The following is a 14,861-nucleotide window of genomic DNA, read 5'->3' as shown; positions in this document are numbered from 1 at the left end:
TCTGGGCCTATTTACCTTCCATTTAATTAAACCCCATATATATCAATAAAAATAAGCAGTCTTATTCAGTAGCGAATTGGACTGCTTATTAGTTTGCTAATTTAGTTTTGTATTCGGAAACCGAACCCGTTGGATTTATCCTAATCGGCTTTTACTATTTCTTTATAAATTTAAAATTTTGGGATCGATTCCAGGTCATCACATCCTGTTTTAGTTAACAGGCCACCACTGATTTCCATCTTCCTTCAAAAGTTCATCTGCTTCTTTAGGTCCCATTGATCCAGAAGGATAACTTGCAAGAGCTGCTTTACCTTTTGTCCATGCTTCTGAAATTGGATCTACAAAGCTCCATGATAAAGCTACTTCGTCCCAATGAGTGAAGTTAGTGGCGTCTCCACGCATGCAGTCATAAATTAATTTTTCATATGCTTCCGGTGTATTAATTCCATCAAGGAAATTATTAGATAAATCAAGCTTAACTGGTTTTGAGATGCCAGATTCATCTTCATCCTTTTTCGCATTTAACTGAAGAGTAATTCCTTCTTCAGGTTGAATGTGAATGATTAACAAGTTAGGTGGAACAGTTTCACCTTTTTTGTAATATAAATTCATTGGAATATCTTTAAATTGAACAACAATTTTTGTTGATTTTGCAGCCATTCGTTTTCCAGTTCTAATATAGAAAGGAACACCGGCCCATCTAAAGTTATCAATTAATAATTTTCCGGCAACATAAGTTTCAGTTTGAGAATCATCATCTACATTATTTTCATCGCGATAGGCAACTAGCTGTTTATCTTCTAGTTGACCTGCACCATATTGACCTCTAACAAAGTATTGACTAACTTCATCTTCGGCAACGGCTCTAAGTGCTCTCAGAACTTTTACTTTTTCACTTCTAATTTCATCAGTAGTCAGTTTAATAGGCGGCTCCATCGCTAATAAAGCAACCATTTGAAGCATATGGTTTTGAACCATATCACGGAGTGCACCTGAATTCTCATAATAACGTCCTCGGTCTTCCACACCTAAAATCTCACTAGATGTTACTTGGATATTAGATATGTAACGATTATTCCATAAAGGCTCAAATAGGGCGTTAGCAAAGCGAATTACTTCAATGTTTTGAACCATTTCTTTCCCTAAGTAATGGTCAATACGATAAATCTGATCTTCATTAAATGCTTCACGAATTTCTTGGTTCAGTTTTCGAGCAGAAGGAAGATCGTGTCCAAATGGTTTTTCGATTACTAATCTGCTCCAGCCATTCGTATCTGTTAATCCTTCTTTTTTAAGATTTTGTGCAATTGTACCAAAGAACTCAGGTGCCATTGCTAGATAGAAAATGCGATTGCCTTCTGTTTGATAAGTTCCATCAAGCTCACTTAGCAGACCATTTAATTCTAAGTAGGATGATGGATTCGTTACATCAAATGGGTGATAATAAAAATGAGATGTGAATTCTTCTAGATCCTTGGATTCTTTCATTGAAGTTTGAATAGAATCTGAAACATTACTACGGAATTCATCAGTTGTCCAAGGTCTTCTTGCTACCCCAACAACGGCAAAGTTTTTTCCGATTTTCTCATTTTGAACAAGGCGGTAGATAGATGGGAATAACTTTCGTTTTGCTAAATCACCTGTTGCTCCGAAAATGACAATAATTGATTTTGGATGTTCTTGTGTAATCACGTTCGTACCTCACTTTGTTAAATACATTTATTTATTTCATCAGCATATACATTCAAAAAAAGAAGACTAGATCGAATTTTTTGAACACTGAATGTAAAATACTCCTATACGAATACTTAATTTTAAAGGTTATCTTGCAGTAAATCAAACATAATAGCTCTAAAAAGACTTTCATCATAAACTATTATAAACGATTTGCAGAAAAATATCGTCTGATATGCATCTATTTTGTAGAAATCTTTGTATAATTCAGTCTATTTTAGACAATAATTGATGGATTGGTCAAGAGGTTGATTGAATTTTTATTCATGAAGGTATGAAAAAACAAGAATAAATGTAAATATTTAATGCGAAAGAGTGCCAATCCTTTAACAATTATCATGTCAAAAACCTATATTGTCATAATCATTCTCTTTCATGTATGCTTGATAATGTAAAGGAGGAGGCATTATATTGAATATTATGTTTCTCGGTACAGGAGCCGGAATTCCTGCTAAAGCTCGGAATGTTTCGAGTGTAGCCCTCCAGTTATTAGAGGAGAGAAATGCAGTATGGTTATTTGATTGTGGTGAAGCGACGCAGCATCAAATCTTACATACTTCTATTAAGCCTAGAAAGATTGAGAAAATCTTTATTACACATATGCACGGTGATCATATTTACGGCTTACCAGGGTTAATTAGTTCAAGGTCATTTCAAGGTGGAGAAACCCCTTTAACGATATACGGACCTAAAGGAATAGAAGAGTTTGTAAAAATATCACTTTCTGTTAGCCACACACATTTAACTTATGAAATAGAATTTGTAGAAATTGAAAATGGTATTATTTTTGAGGATGAATCTTTTCAGGTTATTGCTGAAAAATTGGAGCATGGAATTGACTCATATGGATACCGAGTAATTGAAAAAGATTTACCGGGTCCCTTACTTGTTGAAAAACTCAAAAATCTCGGAATACCTCCTGGACCGATTTATCAAAAAGTTAAAAAGGGTGGAGACATTCAGTTACCAAATGGCTCAGTTATTAATGGAGACGATTTTATTGGGCCGAAACAAAAGGGAAGAGTTGTGACAATATTAGGGGACACCCGATACACCGAGAAAAGTATAAAACTTGCGGAAGAATCTGATGTGCTTATTCATGAAGCAACATTTTCTAAGGAAGATCAACAGCTTGCATATGATTATTTCCATTCAACGACAATGGATGCAGCTAAAATTGCATCAAAATCTAATGCGAAAAAGTTAATTCTTACACACATTAGCTCTCGTTACCAAACAACAGAGCAGCATGATTTACTACTTCAGGAGGCAAAGGATACCTTTCCTTTAACGTTAATAGCATCAGATTTTATGCAAATTGAAATACCGAAGAATAGTTAAAACAAGAAAGAGAGATGGATTTTAAGCCATCTCTCCTTTTTATCTTACCAACCTCTGTCATACTGTTTTGGGGGATCAAGCGTTTCTTTAAGCTGAGCTGCTGCTGTTCTTGGAAAATAAGGGTCTCGTAGCAACTCTCTTGCAATAAAGATAAGATCTGCTCGATTATTTTGTAATATTTCTTCTGCTTGTAATCCGGTCGTAATAAGTCCGACCGCTCCCGTCGCTATCTTTGCCTCTTCTTTAATTTTTTCAGCAAAACGGACTTGGTAGCCTGGAAACACGTTGATTTTGGCAGTTACAACTGCTCCTGAACTTACATCGATTAAGTCAACACCTTGTTCCTTCATTTTCTTTGCAAATTCAACGTAATCTGAAACATCTAATCCTTCCTCGTGATAATCAGAAGCAGAAATCCGGACAAAAAGTGGGCCACTCCAAACTTCTTTTACAGAATCGATTACTTCGCTTAATAAACGATAGCGATTTTCTGGTGATCCTCCGTATTCGTCCTCACGTTTGTTAGATAATGGAGACAAAAATTCATTGATTAAATATCCGTGTGCTCCATGAATTTCAATAATTTCAAAACCAGCTTCTTTTGCTCTTCTCGCTCCATCTTTAAATGCTTGAACGGTGGATGCAATATCTTCTTTTGTCATAGCTGTGGGTGTTTTGGAATGATCATCAAACGGGATAGCGGATGGAGCAAATATCTCGCCATCAACCGTAGCTTTACGACCAGCATGGGCAAGCTGTATCGCAGTTTTTGAGCCATATTCTTTTATACCTGATACTAGTTTTTTTAGTTGAGGAAGATGATCATCACTCCAAATTCCTAGGTCTTGAGAAGAAATTCGACCTTGTGGAGTAACAGCTGTTGCTTCAATCATAATTAACCCCACTTGACCTACTGCACGACTAATATAATGGGTCATATGAAAGTCTTCAACAAATCCTTGTTGACCTGTTGAGGAATACATACACATTGGTGACATAACAATACGGTTCTTTATCGTTACATCTTTTATTTGATAAGGTTGAAAAAGCTTCGTTCTCATTGTTTCTCCTCCATTATGTAGATTATGTTTACGCAAAAATTATAACAATCTAATAAAAAATAGGCATGTTTTCTGCTTGTTAGTTTTTATGTAGTTAAAGGTGAAAAAAGCCACTTCATTTTGTTAGTGGCTAGTTGGAAAATGCTTATACTGATCTATTTTCAAGCTTCTGTAGCAAATTCTTTATTTTAAAATGATGATAAATAGTAAGTGTAATGACAATAAAACTGAATAAACTTGATAGTATTGTACTTTTAAGTAATAAACTCATAACATTGCGGTTAAACACTTTCCCACCTCCATTCATTAGTATTTAATTTCAACATTTTTTGATGCAAGTAAAATATTCTAGAAGGATTTAGTGCTAAAATAAAACATGTATAAAAGTATCCTTTATGGAAGGTGTAAATATGAAGAAGTGTCCCTTATGTCATAATGATAATCAATGTACAGTTTCTAAAGAACCAGAAACATGTTGGTGCATGACTGAATCATTTCCAAAAGAACTACTAACATCTGCTTCAAAAGATTCGTGTATTTGTAAAAAATGTGTGAATGATTATAAAGAAAAAATGACAGGGGAAAATTATATTCTTGGGGTGAAAAGGTGAGGGTTACCGAAAGAGATGGCATTGTTGTGATTAAAGATATTAAACTAGAAGGATTTATTGATAAAGACCAAATTTGTTCAAAATGTGGGTCCCATATTGTTTATTACGATGATTTTGACACATACTTTTGCGCTTTATGTAATGAGTGGAAAGAAGAAAAATGTGATGACCCCACTTGTTTGTTTTGTCCTGTAAGACCTGAAAAACCTTTACCCTTATAGAGCTTTTCTAAAGAGGTAAAGGTTTTATTGGAGGATAATTACTTATTCCCTTCAGAAGAATTGGGGTGTCCGGTTACTGCAAAAGATGGAGGAACTTTTAACCAGCCTCTTTCAAGCATTGTTGTCTTAACAATAAGTAAAGAATTCACTTTTTCATTATAGAACTTCAAAAACATAGCTCCCACATCATTACGGATAGCTTGTGTTAATGTTCCATTACATAAATTAATTGCTGCCAGCTCTTTTGCAATTAATCCATTTGCTATTTCTTCATCAGACATCTTTGTTCCATAAGGAATGTCCAATGTGTCAGAGTTTGGCTTTGGGGGAGTTGCGTTTGGGATGGGGACGCCTTCTTTTATCATAAGCTGTTTAACATCGTTTGATTGTTCGGCACAGTTTTTAATGCTGTCTTTTAACATCTTCTGGATATCCTGATCATCTGATGTATTTTTTCCGATGTAGCAAAAAGCATTTGCTTCATCAAGTAAAATGGAGTAAGTCCACAAAGTCATTGCTTCACCAATATGCAGTGGTCGTTGAGTTGTATTATTTAGATTTGTTTTAATAAATTCAATTGTACCTTCAAGGAAATTAGACATCTGTATCACCTCTTAAACTTAGTTTTCAATTATTTTGTGCAAAAATTTATGAATTCACTCAGATTGAATAGGTAAGTGGGTATTAGATCTTAGTTTATTTTCTATTACGGTAATGATCGCCACTAAACTATCATGTTTTGACTTATAAGGTTTGCTCTAGAGGTTTTTTATTTGAAAAGGAAGAAAAAAACAGGGATTTCACATCAAATGAAATCCCTGCTATCTTTACTTTTTATTAGTGACCAACTCTTCAGAAAACATTGCTTTTAATTCCTCTGAACGTTCTGTTGCCCGTTTGATACATGATATGACCGCTTCCTGAACGTGTTTTTCCTTTAAGATGGATATTCCTGCCTCTGTTGTGCCATTCGGACTTGTTACTTCCTTCCTTAGCTGAGATGGATGTTTGTCTGAAACAGCAATCATTTCCGATGCCCCTAGTAAGGTTTGAACAATTAAATCTCTGGCAACAAAAGGGTCTAACCCTACTTCAACAGCAGCCTTCTCCATTGATTCTACTAAATAATAAATATAGGCAGGACCACTTCCAGATAACCCAGTAACAGCATCCAATTGATTCTCCTCAACAATCTTACAAATCCCGATTGCTTCAAAAAGAGATTTACATTTTTTCATTTGCTTCATTGTTACAGAATCACTTCCTGCAATAGCAGTGGCTGATTTTCCAATAGCAGCAGATGTATTTGGCATTGCCCTAACGATAGAAACTTTCTTTCCAAGAATAGCCGTAATTGTTTGTATAGAAATCCCGGCTAAAACAGACACAATAAGATGATCTTTGATTAAAGTTTGTACACCGTCAAGAGCTGCTTTTACATCTTTAGGTTTCATTGCTAGTACGATAATGGAAGCATCTTTTACTAATTGTTCTTTATCATGAGTCGTTTTTATGCCGTACTTTGCTGATAATTCATCTAGTCGATCTGAATTAGAGCGATTCGACACAATGATTTGCTCCGCTTGAAACACATTTCCTTTTATAAGTCCTGCAACCATGGCTTCAGCCATTGAGCCAGCTCCTATAAATCCGATTCTTTCCATAATTTCTCTCCTTTTTATTGTGTGATCTTATTAAGTTCGATTCCTGCTAGACCGCTAGTTTAACCGAGCCCTGCATTCCATAAATAAAAAAGCCATTCTGTCCTATAATAAGGACGGAATGACTCCGCGGTACCACCTTTTTTGGAATGCCTATGCATTCCCAGCTTATAATCTTTATCGCAGACATACGGTTAGGTTTACCTAACAGCTCATAGGGTAGGTTCAATAAAAGGTTAGCAATGGAGCCTTTCAGCCATGGACTCCACTCTCTTTTTGCGCCATTTTATCTACTATTCCTAATCAACGCTATGTATATTAAAAACACTACAACTATGCAAAGATATAAATTTTTATTCATTATGCAGCGTTAGATAAGCTGTTGTCAAGTTTTCTTTATATCATTAGAGATTTGAATTATTGGAATATAATGACAAGGTGGTAGTTGCAAGGTACAATTGTGGTAGATAATTTGTTTAGATTAAAGAAAGCCTAGTGAAGATACATAATTTGATTATCATGATTTCCTGCTTCTTTATTAACTTAACTTATATAAAAATAATAATGGGGATGAGTAAATGAACCAGACAACACAGGCAAAGCAAATTTTGAAAATCATTTTACCCACACCGTTTCCGGTGGGTGATGTGAATGTTTACTTAATCAAGGGAGAGCGTGTAACACTTGTGGATGCTGGACCTAAAACAGAAGAAGCGTGGCTTTCCTTTCAACATCAATTAAAGGAATATGGTTATACACCAGATGACATTGAACAAATCATCATTACACATCATCATCCAGATCATGTTGGTATGCTTGATTATTTTGACCACAACATTCCTGTCTTTGGCCACCCCTTTAACAAGCCGTGGTTAAAAAAAGATGAAGGGTTTCTGCAAGCTCAAGCACGGTATTTTGAACAACTTTTTCTCACCTTTGGATTAGATGAAAATTTCTTACCTTCTATACAAAAATTGAACGACACCTTAGAATATTCGTGTAATCGAACGTTACATCATGAGCTGGTAGAAGGAATGGAGATTGCTGGACTCCCTGGATGGATAGTTATGGAAACCCCGGGTCATGCCCAGAGTCACATCGTCTTATATGAAGAAAAGACAGGTATACTAGTTGGGGGAGATTTACTGTTAAAGGACATCTCTCCAAATCCTTTACTAGAGCCCCCAATGATTGACGGAGCTATCGACAGACCAAAGCCTCAGCTGCAGCTAAACAACTCAATTTCTAAATTGCTTGATTTGTCGCTATCTATTGTTTATCCAGGACATGGGGAAAATATTGAGAATGCTCATGAGCTTATTGCCTATCGTTTGAAAAAACAAGCTGAGAGGGCGGAGCTTGTTAAAGGGTTCTTGCAGAAAAAGTCTCTAACCGCATTTGAAGTGTGCAAAGCACTTTTTCCTACTATATATCACAAGCAGCTTATGCTGACTATGTCAGAGACTGTTGGACAGCTTGACTACCTTGAGGACAACGGTCAAATTAAAATTGATGAAACAAACACTCCAGCTCTTTATTATGCTGTAGAGAAAAAGAGGTGATCAGATGAATTCTCGTATACAGGGGTGCTATGTGGCTATTACCGGTGCTTCTAGTGGAATTGGTGAAAAAATTGCGATCGAATGTGCGAAAAATGGTGCTCATCTTGTTTTGCTTGCTAGAAGAGAAGAAGTTTTAGCAAAGCTTTCTGAGCGTATTAAGCATAATTACGGTGTTTCATGTCACTATTATTCACTAGATGTTCAGGACCTTCAATCAATTCAAACTGTTTTTTCAATGATCGAACGTGATGTGGGTTCGATTGATATTCTTGTTAATAATGCCGGATTCGGTATTTTTAATGAAGTGCTTCATTCCTCATTAGATGAAATGAAAAGTATGTTTGAGGTCAATGTCTTTGGTCTAGTTGCCAGCACAAAGATGGTTTTGCCAGCGATGATGAAGAGAAGACAGGGACATATTATCAATATTGCTTCACAGGCGGGGAAAATTGCAACACCAAAATCAAGTTTATACTCAGCTAGTAAACATGCCGTTTTAGGTTTTACTAACAGTTTAAGAATGGAAGTTAAGCAGCATGGGATTTTTGTTACCTCTGTAAATCCTGGACCGATTAAAACAAATTTTTTCACAATTGCTGATAAACAAGGGGACTATGTGAAAAATGTTGAACGTTGGATGCTCGATCCAAACAAGGTTGCTCGAATCATTGTGGCTTCTATGCTGACTCCAAGACGCGAAATTAATTTACCGGCTTGGATGAATGCGGGAAGCACCCTTTACCAGGTAATGCCGAGACTTTTTGAAAAACTAGCAGGCAAAGCATTTTTTAAGAAATAAGATTTTAGACATAGTGTTAACAGCATTATGTCTTTTTTATTTATTGCCTAAACTTCACTTTCGTTTTACATTTAATACTAGGAGTCTTTTTATGATAGAGTTACAGTATTTTAAGCATGATCATATCCAAAAATTAATTAGTTGGATTTCTACACCTGAGTTTTTGCTTCAATGGGCTGGGCCTGCTTTTACTTTTCCGTTAACCAAAGAACAAATTGAACGATATATAGAAAAGGCAAATACTGATGTGTCTGATGCTTATGTTTATAGTGTTGTTCTTCAAAAAACTGGACACGTTATTGGGCATATATCTCTAGCGAATATTGATCGTGAGCATAAATCAGCAAGAGTTGGAAAAGTGTTGGTTGGGGATCAAGGTGTTCGAGGTAAGGGAATTGGGTATCTAATGATGACTGAAATAGTGAAAATTGCATTTGAACAGCTAAACTTGCACCGTGTTAGTTTAGGTGTTTTTGATTTTAACACTTCAGCAATTGCATGTTATCAAAAGGTTGGCTTTAAAAAGGAGGGGTTGCTTAGAGATTGCCGAAAAATGGGTGATCACTACTGGAGCTTATGGGAGATGAGTATACTTGCCCCAGAATGGGATGAGGCACAGAAGAAGCTAGCTACTGTTGAAGCTAACGGTTCTTTACGGTCACACATCCAGGCTCTAGAAGAGCAGCTGTTAACTCCTACTGTTCGAACATCTCCTACTGAATTAAACAAGCTGCTTGCAGATGATTTTTTTGAATTTGGAAGTTCAGGGAACGTTTGGACAAAATCGGATTGTCTTGATGATGGGGGCTTGACGGTCCGAGATATGGAACTGTATGATTTTACTTTGCATCCCTTGTCAACGGATGTTGTTTTGACTACTTATAAAATAAATGATGCAACAAGAAAACAAACGACTTTACGGAGTTCGATTTGGAAATATAAAAAAGGTCATTGGCAAATGTATTTTCATCAGGGAACACCAACCGATTCAAAAATAATATTTTAATAAGTAAAGGTGGAAAATGCTTGGCTCAACAACAAAAGAAATTTATCTATACATTTACTAGTCATGAAGATGAGCTTTCATTGTGCCAACTGGAGATGCGCTCACTTTTTGGGTTTGATACAGATTCTAGTATAATTGAAACTACTGTAAAGATTGATCCAAGCCGAAGTCCGTTTATTAACGAAAGAATTGATGTTATGTATAGAGCGGATTCTTTTATGGGCATTGTTCAGCAAATAAAGGGATTGAATATAGAGGGTGCCACGTTTAAAGTGCTCTTCATTGAACATACTGATTTGGCCGGTTATGAAAAAGTAAGTTTTGATGAAAGACGTAAAATGGAACGTGAGATTGGGCTACAAATAGTTGGTAGAGTTGATTTGGTTAATCCTGAGTTATTGTTTGTAATTATGAAGCTTCATAATAGCTGGGTGTTTGGTCAATACAACAAAAGTGAATCCATTTGGTTTTATCATCAAAATAAACCTAAACAGTATTCAACGGCTTTAAGCACAAGAGTTGCGAGAGCTGTCGTCAATATTGCTGTTCCTAAGGTAGACAATATCAAAGCGATTGATCCTTGCTGTGGATCGGGAACAGTTTTAGTAGAAGCGTTATCAATGGGGATTAACATTGTTGGGAGTGACAATAACCCACTTGTCTGTCCACTTGCCCGAGAAAATATTGCTTATTTTGGCTTAGAGGGGGAAGTTAGTTTAAGGGACATTCTTGATGTGACCGGCTGTTATGATGTAGCTATTATTGATATGCCTTATAATCTTTGCTCAGTTCTAGACCCAGATAAGCAGCTTGACATGCTCCGAAGTGCCCGTAGCTTCGCTAGCAGAGTTGTTGTAGTGACAATTGAAACGATTGATTATTTAATAGAAAAAGCAGGGTTTAAAATTGTTGATCGTGGTGTTGCGAAAAAGGGAAGTTTTACGAGACAAATTCTTGTCTGTGAATAGTAGCCTTGTGATGTCTTCTTGACTCACAAGGCTCTTTTATTCTTGATTTGTTACATAGCTATAGACAGCATCCTCTATAACCTCATACCATTCTGTATCATCGTTTTTATCCGCGGCTATCTTTTCGAGTAAATAAGCGGAATCCTCACTTGATAATGGATCTTCATCAAGATTTCTTCCGTACTGTAAAAAACTTTTTCGAAGCATTTTGAAAAGTATCTTTTCTTCCATATTTCACCTCGTTAAAGGTAGTATACATCTTTTGAAGTATTTGTTCATCATGCTTCATGGTGAAAACTACCATTGAAATCGAACGTATATTCGCTTAATATATAGAATATACTTTATACGAACATATATTCTATTGGAGGAAACGGCTATGATTGAAAACTACGATCAGCTGCCAAAACAAAAGATTCTTTGTATTGATATGAAAAGCTTTTATGCAAGTTGTGCCGCCGTGTTGCTTGGGTTGGATCCATTAACATGTTATTTGGCTGTTGTAGGTGATACGGAGCGGCAAGGGAGTATCGTCTTAGCTGCATCTCCTCGACTTAAAAAGGAGTTTGGAATTAAAACGGGGTCCAGGTTATTTGAAGTGCCAAAAGACCCCCGTATTACGATTGTGAACCCAAGGATGGCGACATATGTCCGCATTTCAACGGAGTTGACAAGGCTTTTTCATCGATATGTACCGAAAGATGCAATCCATACCTATAGTGTTGATGAAAGTTTTATCAAAGTGGATGGGGTAGAGCATATTTGGGGAGATGCTTTAACAATTGCTCATAAAATTCGTGATGACATGGAACGGGAATTTTCCCTTCCAAGTGCCATTGGAATTGGGCCAAATATGCTTTTAGCGAAAGTGTGCTTAGATACTGAAGCGAAAAAGACAGGTGTTGCCGAATGGACATATGACGATGTGAAGGAAAAGCTATGGAAAATCGAACCGCTAAGTGACATGTGGGGGATTGGATCAAGAGTGCAAAAAACCTTAAATCGAATGGGGATTTTTAATATCGGACAGCTTGCTAACTATCCTCTTGAGCTTTTGGAAAAGAAATTTGGTGTGATGGGAAATCAACTCTATTATCATGCATGGGGTGTTGATTTATCAGAAGTTGGTGCTCCAATTATGCAAGGGCAAATCAGTTTTGGAAAAAGCCAAATGTTGCTCCGTGATTACCCTGACCCGGAAGAAGTCAAACATGTGATGTTAGAGATAAGTGAGGAAGTTGCCCGTAGAGCACGCCAGCATCAAAAGGTTGGTCGTACAATTAGCCTTGGAATTGGGTATAGCCGTGATGAATTTGGTGGCGGGTTTTATCGCTCTAAAACAATTGAGGAACCAACAAATATTACAATGGATATTTATGAAACATGTCTTCAGCTTTTTGAAAATTTTTATGAAAATAAAACCGTACGGAAAATTTCAATCGCCCTCTCGAATATTGAAGATGACTGTGAAATGCAGCTGGATTTATTTCGACCAAATCGTACAAAACAACGCACTTTAGGATATGTGATGGACTCGATCCGTCATAAATATGGCTCTGATGCCATTTTACGGGCTGTGTCCTATACACCTGCTGGCACAGCCAAGCAACGTGCCACGCTTGTTGGTGGGCATAAAGCATAAAAGCCTATTTCAATTTGGAAAAGCTACGATCCTTCTGTTTAGGAATATAAAGTATAAGGACTTTATTTGCTTTTTTAGGAGGATATCATGTGGAAACAAATCGGTCATGTTTAACATATGTAGCTCTAGGAGATTCCTTGACAGTTGGAGTAGGCGCATCATTTCTAGCACCTGGATTTGTTGGACGTTATGTGAGATTAACTGAGGAAAAGCTAAATACCCACGTATGTGCTGGTATTTACGCAAAATCTGGTATAGAAACAGGCGGTGTTTTACAAATTGTAGAAAGTCCTGAGCTGCATCAGAAAATTAAACATGCCAACATTATTACCATCTCAGCTGGAGGAAACGATTTAATTCAAGCTAGCAAAGAATTCGTGGAATCCCGTGATACAACAGACCTAACTCAATCTGTAAAAGAGTGCCATAACAATATGGTGAAAATAATGGAAACCATTCATGAATTGAAAAAAGAATGTGGTGTTCCTTTTATCATTTATTTGCTTAATCTTTATAATCCATTGCCGGAAATTGCACTTGCAGATACATGGGTTCGTTTTTTTAATCGTCAATTAAACAGCTTTGATAATGGAAAAACAATTCGAGTTGCAGATATTTACTCGGTATTTAAAGGTCGACAAGAAGATCTTTTATCTAAGGACCATATCCATCCAAATAATCTCGGATATCAAGAGATTGCTCATACATTAACTCAACTAGGCTATCCGAAAGCTTTTCACTAGTAAATCGTTTTGAAGGTGGTGACGAGACATGATACGGGATAGAGGAAATATAAAATGGACATCTATGATGCTCCCTGAACATGTTAAGCTTTTACGAGACTGGTCCGAAGAAGATACCTATCAGAAGAAACCCGAACTTGATGAACAGCAACTTGAACAATTTAATGAAACCATTTGTCAGGCAATGGAGGAGCATACAGAACTTGTGTTTACCTATTATAAAGATCATTTTTTTCATACGTGCTCAGGTTATGTACATTATATTGATCCCATTCGGCATACTTTGCGAATTATAAATGAGGAAACTGGTGATCGTCAGCAGCTGTCGATTCAAACAATTGTAGATTTAAAACAAAAGTAAGAGGATGAGTAGGTATAGTACTCATCCTTTGTTTTTTTACAAAAATGATCCTCTAGGAGTAAATTTATGCAAGAATATACAGCCTGTGATAAAATGTGCTTATATAAAAAGGATTTTAAAAAGGAGATTTATCATGCAGGTGACTTTTACAGATGAAGCAATACAACAACTAGAACCAAAATTAGCTGAAAATAATGAACGGTTTTTAAAAATAAAATACGACACTGAAGGTTGTGGCTGCGTCATGAGCGGTGTAACAGCATTGTGGCTTGTTGAAGAACAAGATCAGGATGATGTGAATATAGAGACAAATTACGTACCTTTAGTAGTAGAAAGAACGAAAATGGTCTTTTTAGATGATCAACTAACGATTTCTTATAACGAGTCAGCTAGAAGCTTCATGTTAAAAAGTCCCTCACAAATATTAAATCCGCGTATGAGTTTAGTTGTAAAGTGAGGAGTATAGATGAAGGATCGATTAAATTCCATAAAAAATGTAGCTTTAAATAAAACATGGGTATCCTTTTTAAATGAAAACCATCCATATAGTCTTCTTCACTGGTCAATTGGTGGATCACATGAAGACACGAAGGACGTTTGGCTTTTGCAAGACGAGATGTCTTTTGAGGCACAGGAATTTCCTACGATAGACGAAGCGCTTCGATGGATTGAAGAAAACATGGAGAATATTTCAGATGTCTTAGGTTAATTAGGTAAGAATAATGGAAGCCAATCCTTTTGGATTGGCTTTTAAGATATGAGGATGGAATCTTAAATGGGAAATTAGTTGTTGACTTCTTGTAAAGGGGGTGATAGAATTTGAACTCTGCTTGGAGATAACCTGTTTAGTTTTAGGTTTTGACAAGTTGAAAGTAAGGTGATATATTTAGTATCTTGATTTTCAATAAGGGACATTGCTTTATTGAAAGAAATAAAGTTATTGACTTCTGTGAAGTTCGGTGATAAGATAATTAAGTTAAGTCGCTTGAATGAAAGAAATATAATTTTCGTGGAAGTTGACACTGAAGAATATATGTGATACAATGATTTTTGTCGCTAACGATTGAGTAAGCGAAGTAGTTCTTTGAAAACTAAACAAAACAGAAACGTCAACGTTTTAAAGATTTAATTATGAGCTTTATCAACTCTTT

18 protein-coding genes and 1 other annotated feature are annotated in these 14,861 nt (G+C 36.2%); of the genes, 12 read left to right on the top strand and 6 right to left on the bottom strand.

Translation table 11 applies throughout. From position 1 onward, the window contains the following. Positions 1 to 210 precede the first annotated feature (210 nt). Positions 211 to 1,692: a glucose-6-phosphate dehydrogenase gene (gene zwf, locus ACEWK1_RS24575; protein WP_373995106.1), complete on the bottom strand. Its 1,482-nt coding sequence runs from the start codon at positions 1,690 to 1,692 to the stop codon at positions 211 to 213. Positions 1,693 to 2,145: 453 nt separating this feature from the next. On the opposite strand from zwf, the gene rnz reads away from it, so the two are divergent. Further along, a complete protein-coding gene (rnz, locus tag ACEWK1_RS24570; RefSeq protein WP_212138807.1) occupies positions 2,146 to 3,075 on the top strand; it encodes a ribonuclease Z in 930 nt (309 codons plus the stop codon). Between the two features lie 44 nt (positions 3,076 to 3,119). Here the strand turns inward: rnz and namA are convergent, their stop codons facing one another. Both namA and ACEWK1_RS24560 read right to left on the bottom strand, forming a co-directional pair. Next, entirely contained in the window at positions 3,120 to 4,136 is a 1,017-nt protein-coding gene (gene namA / locus ACEWK1_RS24565; protein ID WP_416636744.1) for an NADPH dehydrogenase NamA, read from the bottom strand. A gap of 145 nt (positions 4,137 to 4,281) precedes the next feature. Beyond that, positions 4,282 to 4,425 (bottom strand): hypothetical protein, encoded by a 144-nt coding sequence (locus tag ACEWK1_RS24560; RefSeq protein ID WP_162987408.1) that lies wholly within the window; start codon positions 4,423 to 4,425, stop codon positions 4,282 to 4,284. A gap of 106 nt (positions 4,426 to 4,531) precedes the next feature. On the opposite strand from ACEWK1_RS24560, the gene ACEWK1_RS24555 reads away from it, so the two are divergent. After that, a complete protein-coding gene (locus ACEWK1_RS24555; protein WP_121662687.1) occupies positions 4,532 to 4,747 on the top strand; it encodes a cysteine-rich CWC family protein in 216 nt (71 codons plus the stop codon). Next, positions 4,744 to 4,968 carry a hypothetical protein gene (locus tag ACEWK1_RS24550; RefSeq protein ID WP_121662686.1) on the top strand — a complete coding sequence of 75 codons (225 nt, stop codon included), beginning with the start codon at positions 4,744 to 4,746 and terminating at the stop codon, positions 4,966 to 4,968. Before ACEWK1_RS24555 ends, ACEWK1_RS24550 begins: the two co-directional genes overlap by 4 nt. Positions 4,969 to 5,006: 38 nt before the next feature. On the opposite strand, the gene ACEWK1_RS24545 is transcribed toward ACEWK1_RS24550, so the two are convergent. Together ACEWK1_RS24545 and proC are read right to left on the bottom strand one after the other, a co-directional pair. Further along, positions 5,007 to 5,570: a DUF3231 family protein gene (locus ACEWK1_RS24545; protein WP_121662685.1), complete on the bottom strand. Its 564-nt coding sequence runs from the start codon at positions 5,568 to 5,570 to the stop codon at positions 5,007 to 5,009. A gap of 225 nt (positions 5,571 to 5,795) precedes the next feature. Next, positions 5,796 to 6,632, bottom strand: coding sequence for a pyrroline-5-carboxylate reductase (gene proC, locus ACEWK1_RS24540; protein WP_121662684.1), 837 nt, complete (start codon positions 6,630 to 6,632; stop codon positions 5,796 to 5,798). A gap of 106 nt (positions 6,633 to 6,738) precedes the next feature. After that, positions 6,739 to 6,945: a binding site (T-box leader), on the bottom strand. A 262-nt stretch (positions 6,946 to 7,207) separates the two neighbouring features. On the opposite strand from proC, the gene ACEWK1_RS24535 reads away from it, so the two are divergent. From ACEWK1_RS24535 to ACEWK1_RS24520, 4 genes are all read left to right on the top strand, one after another. Then, positions 7,208 to 8,191 carry an MBL fold metallo-hydrolase gene (locus tag ACEWK1_RS24535; RefSeq protein ID WP_121662683.1) on the top strand — a complete coding sequence of 328 codons (984 nt, stop codon included), beginning with the start codon at positions 7,208 to 7,210 and terminating at the stop codon, positions 8,189 to 8,191. A 4-nt stretch (positions 8,192 to 8,195) separates the two neighbouring features. Next, on the top strand, positions 8,196 to 8,990 hold the full coding sequence (locus ACEWK1_RS24530; protein WP_121662682.1) for an SDR family NAD(P)-dependent oxidoreductase: 795 nt from the start codon (positions 8,196 to 8,198) through the stop codon (positions 8,988 to 8,990). A 91-nt stretch (positions 8,991 to 9,081) separates the two neighbouring features. After that, entirely contained in the window at positions 9,082 to 9,996 is a 915-nt protein-coding gene (locus ACEWK1_RS24525; RefSeq protein WP_212138803.1) for a GNAT family N-acetyltransferase, read from the top strand. Between the two features lie 20 nt (positions 9,997 to 10,016). Continuing rightward, positions 10,017 to 10,964, top strand: a complete 948-nt coding sequence (locus tag ACEWK1_RS24520; RefSeq protein WP_232273299.1) for a TRM11 family SAM-dependent methyltransferase — start codon at positions 10,017 to 10,019, stop codon at positions 10,962 to 10,964. 36 nt (positions 10,965 to 11,000) lie between these two features. Here ACEWK1_RS24520 and ACEWK1_RS24515 read toward each other — a convergent pair whose 3' ends face one another. Then, positions 11,001 to 11,195, bottom strand: a complete 195-nt coding sequence (locus ACEWK1_RS24515) for a YqzH family protein (RefSeq protein WP_121662680.1) — start codon at positions 11,193 to 11,195, stop codon at positions 11,001 to 11,003. A 148-nt stretch (positions 11,196 to 11,343) separates the two neighbouring features. On the opposite strand from ACEWK1_RS24515, the gene ACEWK1_RS24510 reads away from it, so the two are divergent. The 5 genes from ACEWK1_RS24510 (at position 11,344) to ACEWK1_RS24490 (ending at position 14,419) form a co-directional block, all read left to right on the top strand. After that, a complete protein-coding gene (locus ACEWK1_RS24510; RefSeq protein WP_416636743.1) occupies positions 11,344 to 12,606 on the top strand; it encodes a DNA polymerase thumb domain-containing protein in 1,263 nt (420 codons plus the stop codon). Between the two features lie 89 nt (positions 12,607 to 12,695). Continuing rightward, complete coding sequence (locus tag ACEWK1_RS24505) at positions 12,696 to 13,349, top strand: GDSL-type esterase/lipase family protein (RefSeq protein WP_251398327.1); 654 nt, start codon at positions 12,696 to 12,698, stop codon at positions 13,347 to 13,349. Between the two features lie 28 nt (positions 13,350 to 13,377). Further along, complete coding sequence (locus ACEWK1_RS24500) at positions 13,378 to 13,710, top strand: YolD-like family protein (RefSeq protein WP_121662678.1); 333 nt, start codon at positions 13,378 to 13,380, stop codon at positions 13,708 to 13,710. Positions 13,711 to 13,843: 133 nt separating this feature from the next. Continuing rightward, positions 13,844 to 14,167 carry an iron-sulfur cluster biosynthesis family protein gene (locus ACEWK1_RS24495; protein WP_212138802.1) on the top strand — a complete coding sequence of 108 codons (324 nt, stop codon included), beginning with the start codon at positions 13,844 to 13,846 and terminating at the stop codon, positions 14,165 to 14,167. A gap of 9 nt (positions 14,168 to 14,176) precedes the next feature. Then, positions 14,177 to 14,419 (top strand): DUF2552 family protein, encoded by a 243-nt coding sequence (locus ACEWK1_RS24490; RefSeq protein ID WP_121662676.1) that lies wholly within the window; start codon positions 14,177 to 14,179, stop codon positions 14,417 to 14,419. The last annotated feature ends 442 nt before the right edge of the window (positions 14,420 to 14,861 follow it).

This window comes from Metabacillus sp. YM-086 (assembly GCF_048059995.1).
Taxonomy (GTDB): domain Bacteria; phylum Bacillota; class Bacilli; order Bacillales; family Bacillaceae; genus Metabacillus; species Metabacillus litoralis_B.
Note: the sequence above shows the minus strand (reverse complement) of the source record. Positions and strands in the feature narration are given on the sequence as shown.

What these genes read in the sequence shown, in the direction of transcription:
- ACEWK1_RS24555 (WP_121662687.1), top strand. Translation starts at nt 4,532, where the DNA reads ATGGAAGGTGTAAATATGAAGAAGTGTCCCTTATGTCATAATGATAAT.
- ACEWK1_RS24495 (WP_212138802.1), top strand. Translation starts at nt 13,844, where the DNA reads ATGCAGGTGACTTTTACAGATGAAGCAATACAACAACTAGAACCAAAA.
- ACEWK1_RS24515 (WP_121662680.1), bottom strand. Translation starts at nt 11,195, where the DNA reads ATGGAAGAAAAGATACTTTTCAAAATGCTTCGAAAAAGTTTTTTACAG.
- ACEWK1_RS24490 (WP_121662676.1), top strand. Translation starts at nt 14,177, where the DNA reads ATGAAGGATCGATTAAATTCCATAAAAAATGTAGCTTTAAATAAAACA.
- ACEWK1_RS24525 (WP_212138803.1), top strand. Translation starts at nt 9,082, where the DNA reads ATGATAGAGTTACAGTATTTTAAGCATGATCATATCCAAAAATTAATT.
- ACEWK1_RS24500 (WP_121662678.1), top strand. Translation starts at nt 13,378, where the DNA reads ATGATACGGGATAGAGGAAATATAAAATGGACATCTATGATGCTCCCT.
- namA (WP_416636744.1), bottom strand. Translation starts at nt 4,136, where the DNA reads ATGAGAACGAAGCTTTTTCAACCTTATCAAATAAAAGATGTAACGATA.
- ACEWK1_RS24535 (WP_121662683.1), top strand. Translation starts at nt 7,208, where the DNA reads ATGAACCAGACAACACAGGCAAAGCAAATTTTGAAAATCATTTTACCC.
- ACEWK1_RS24545 (WP_121662685.1), bottom strand. Translation starts at nt 5,570, where the DNA reads ATGTCTAATTTCCTTGAAGGTACAATTGAATTTATTAAAACAAATCTA.
- ACEWK1_RS24530 (WP_121662682.1), top strand. Translation starts at nt 8,196, where the DNA reads ATGAATTCTCGTATACAGGGGTGCTATGTGGCTATTACCGGTGCTTCT.
- ACEWK1_RS24510 (WP_416636743.1), top strand. Translation starts at nt 11,344, where the DNA reads ATGATTGAAAACTACGATCAGCTGCCAAAACAAAAGATTCTTTGTATT.
- proC (WP_121662684.1), bottom strand. Translation starts at nt 6,632, where the DNA reads ATGGAAAGAATCGGATTTATAGGAGCTGGCTCAATGGCTGAAGCCATG.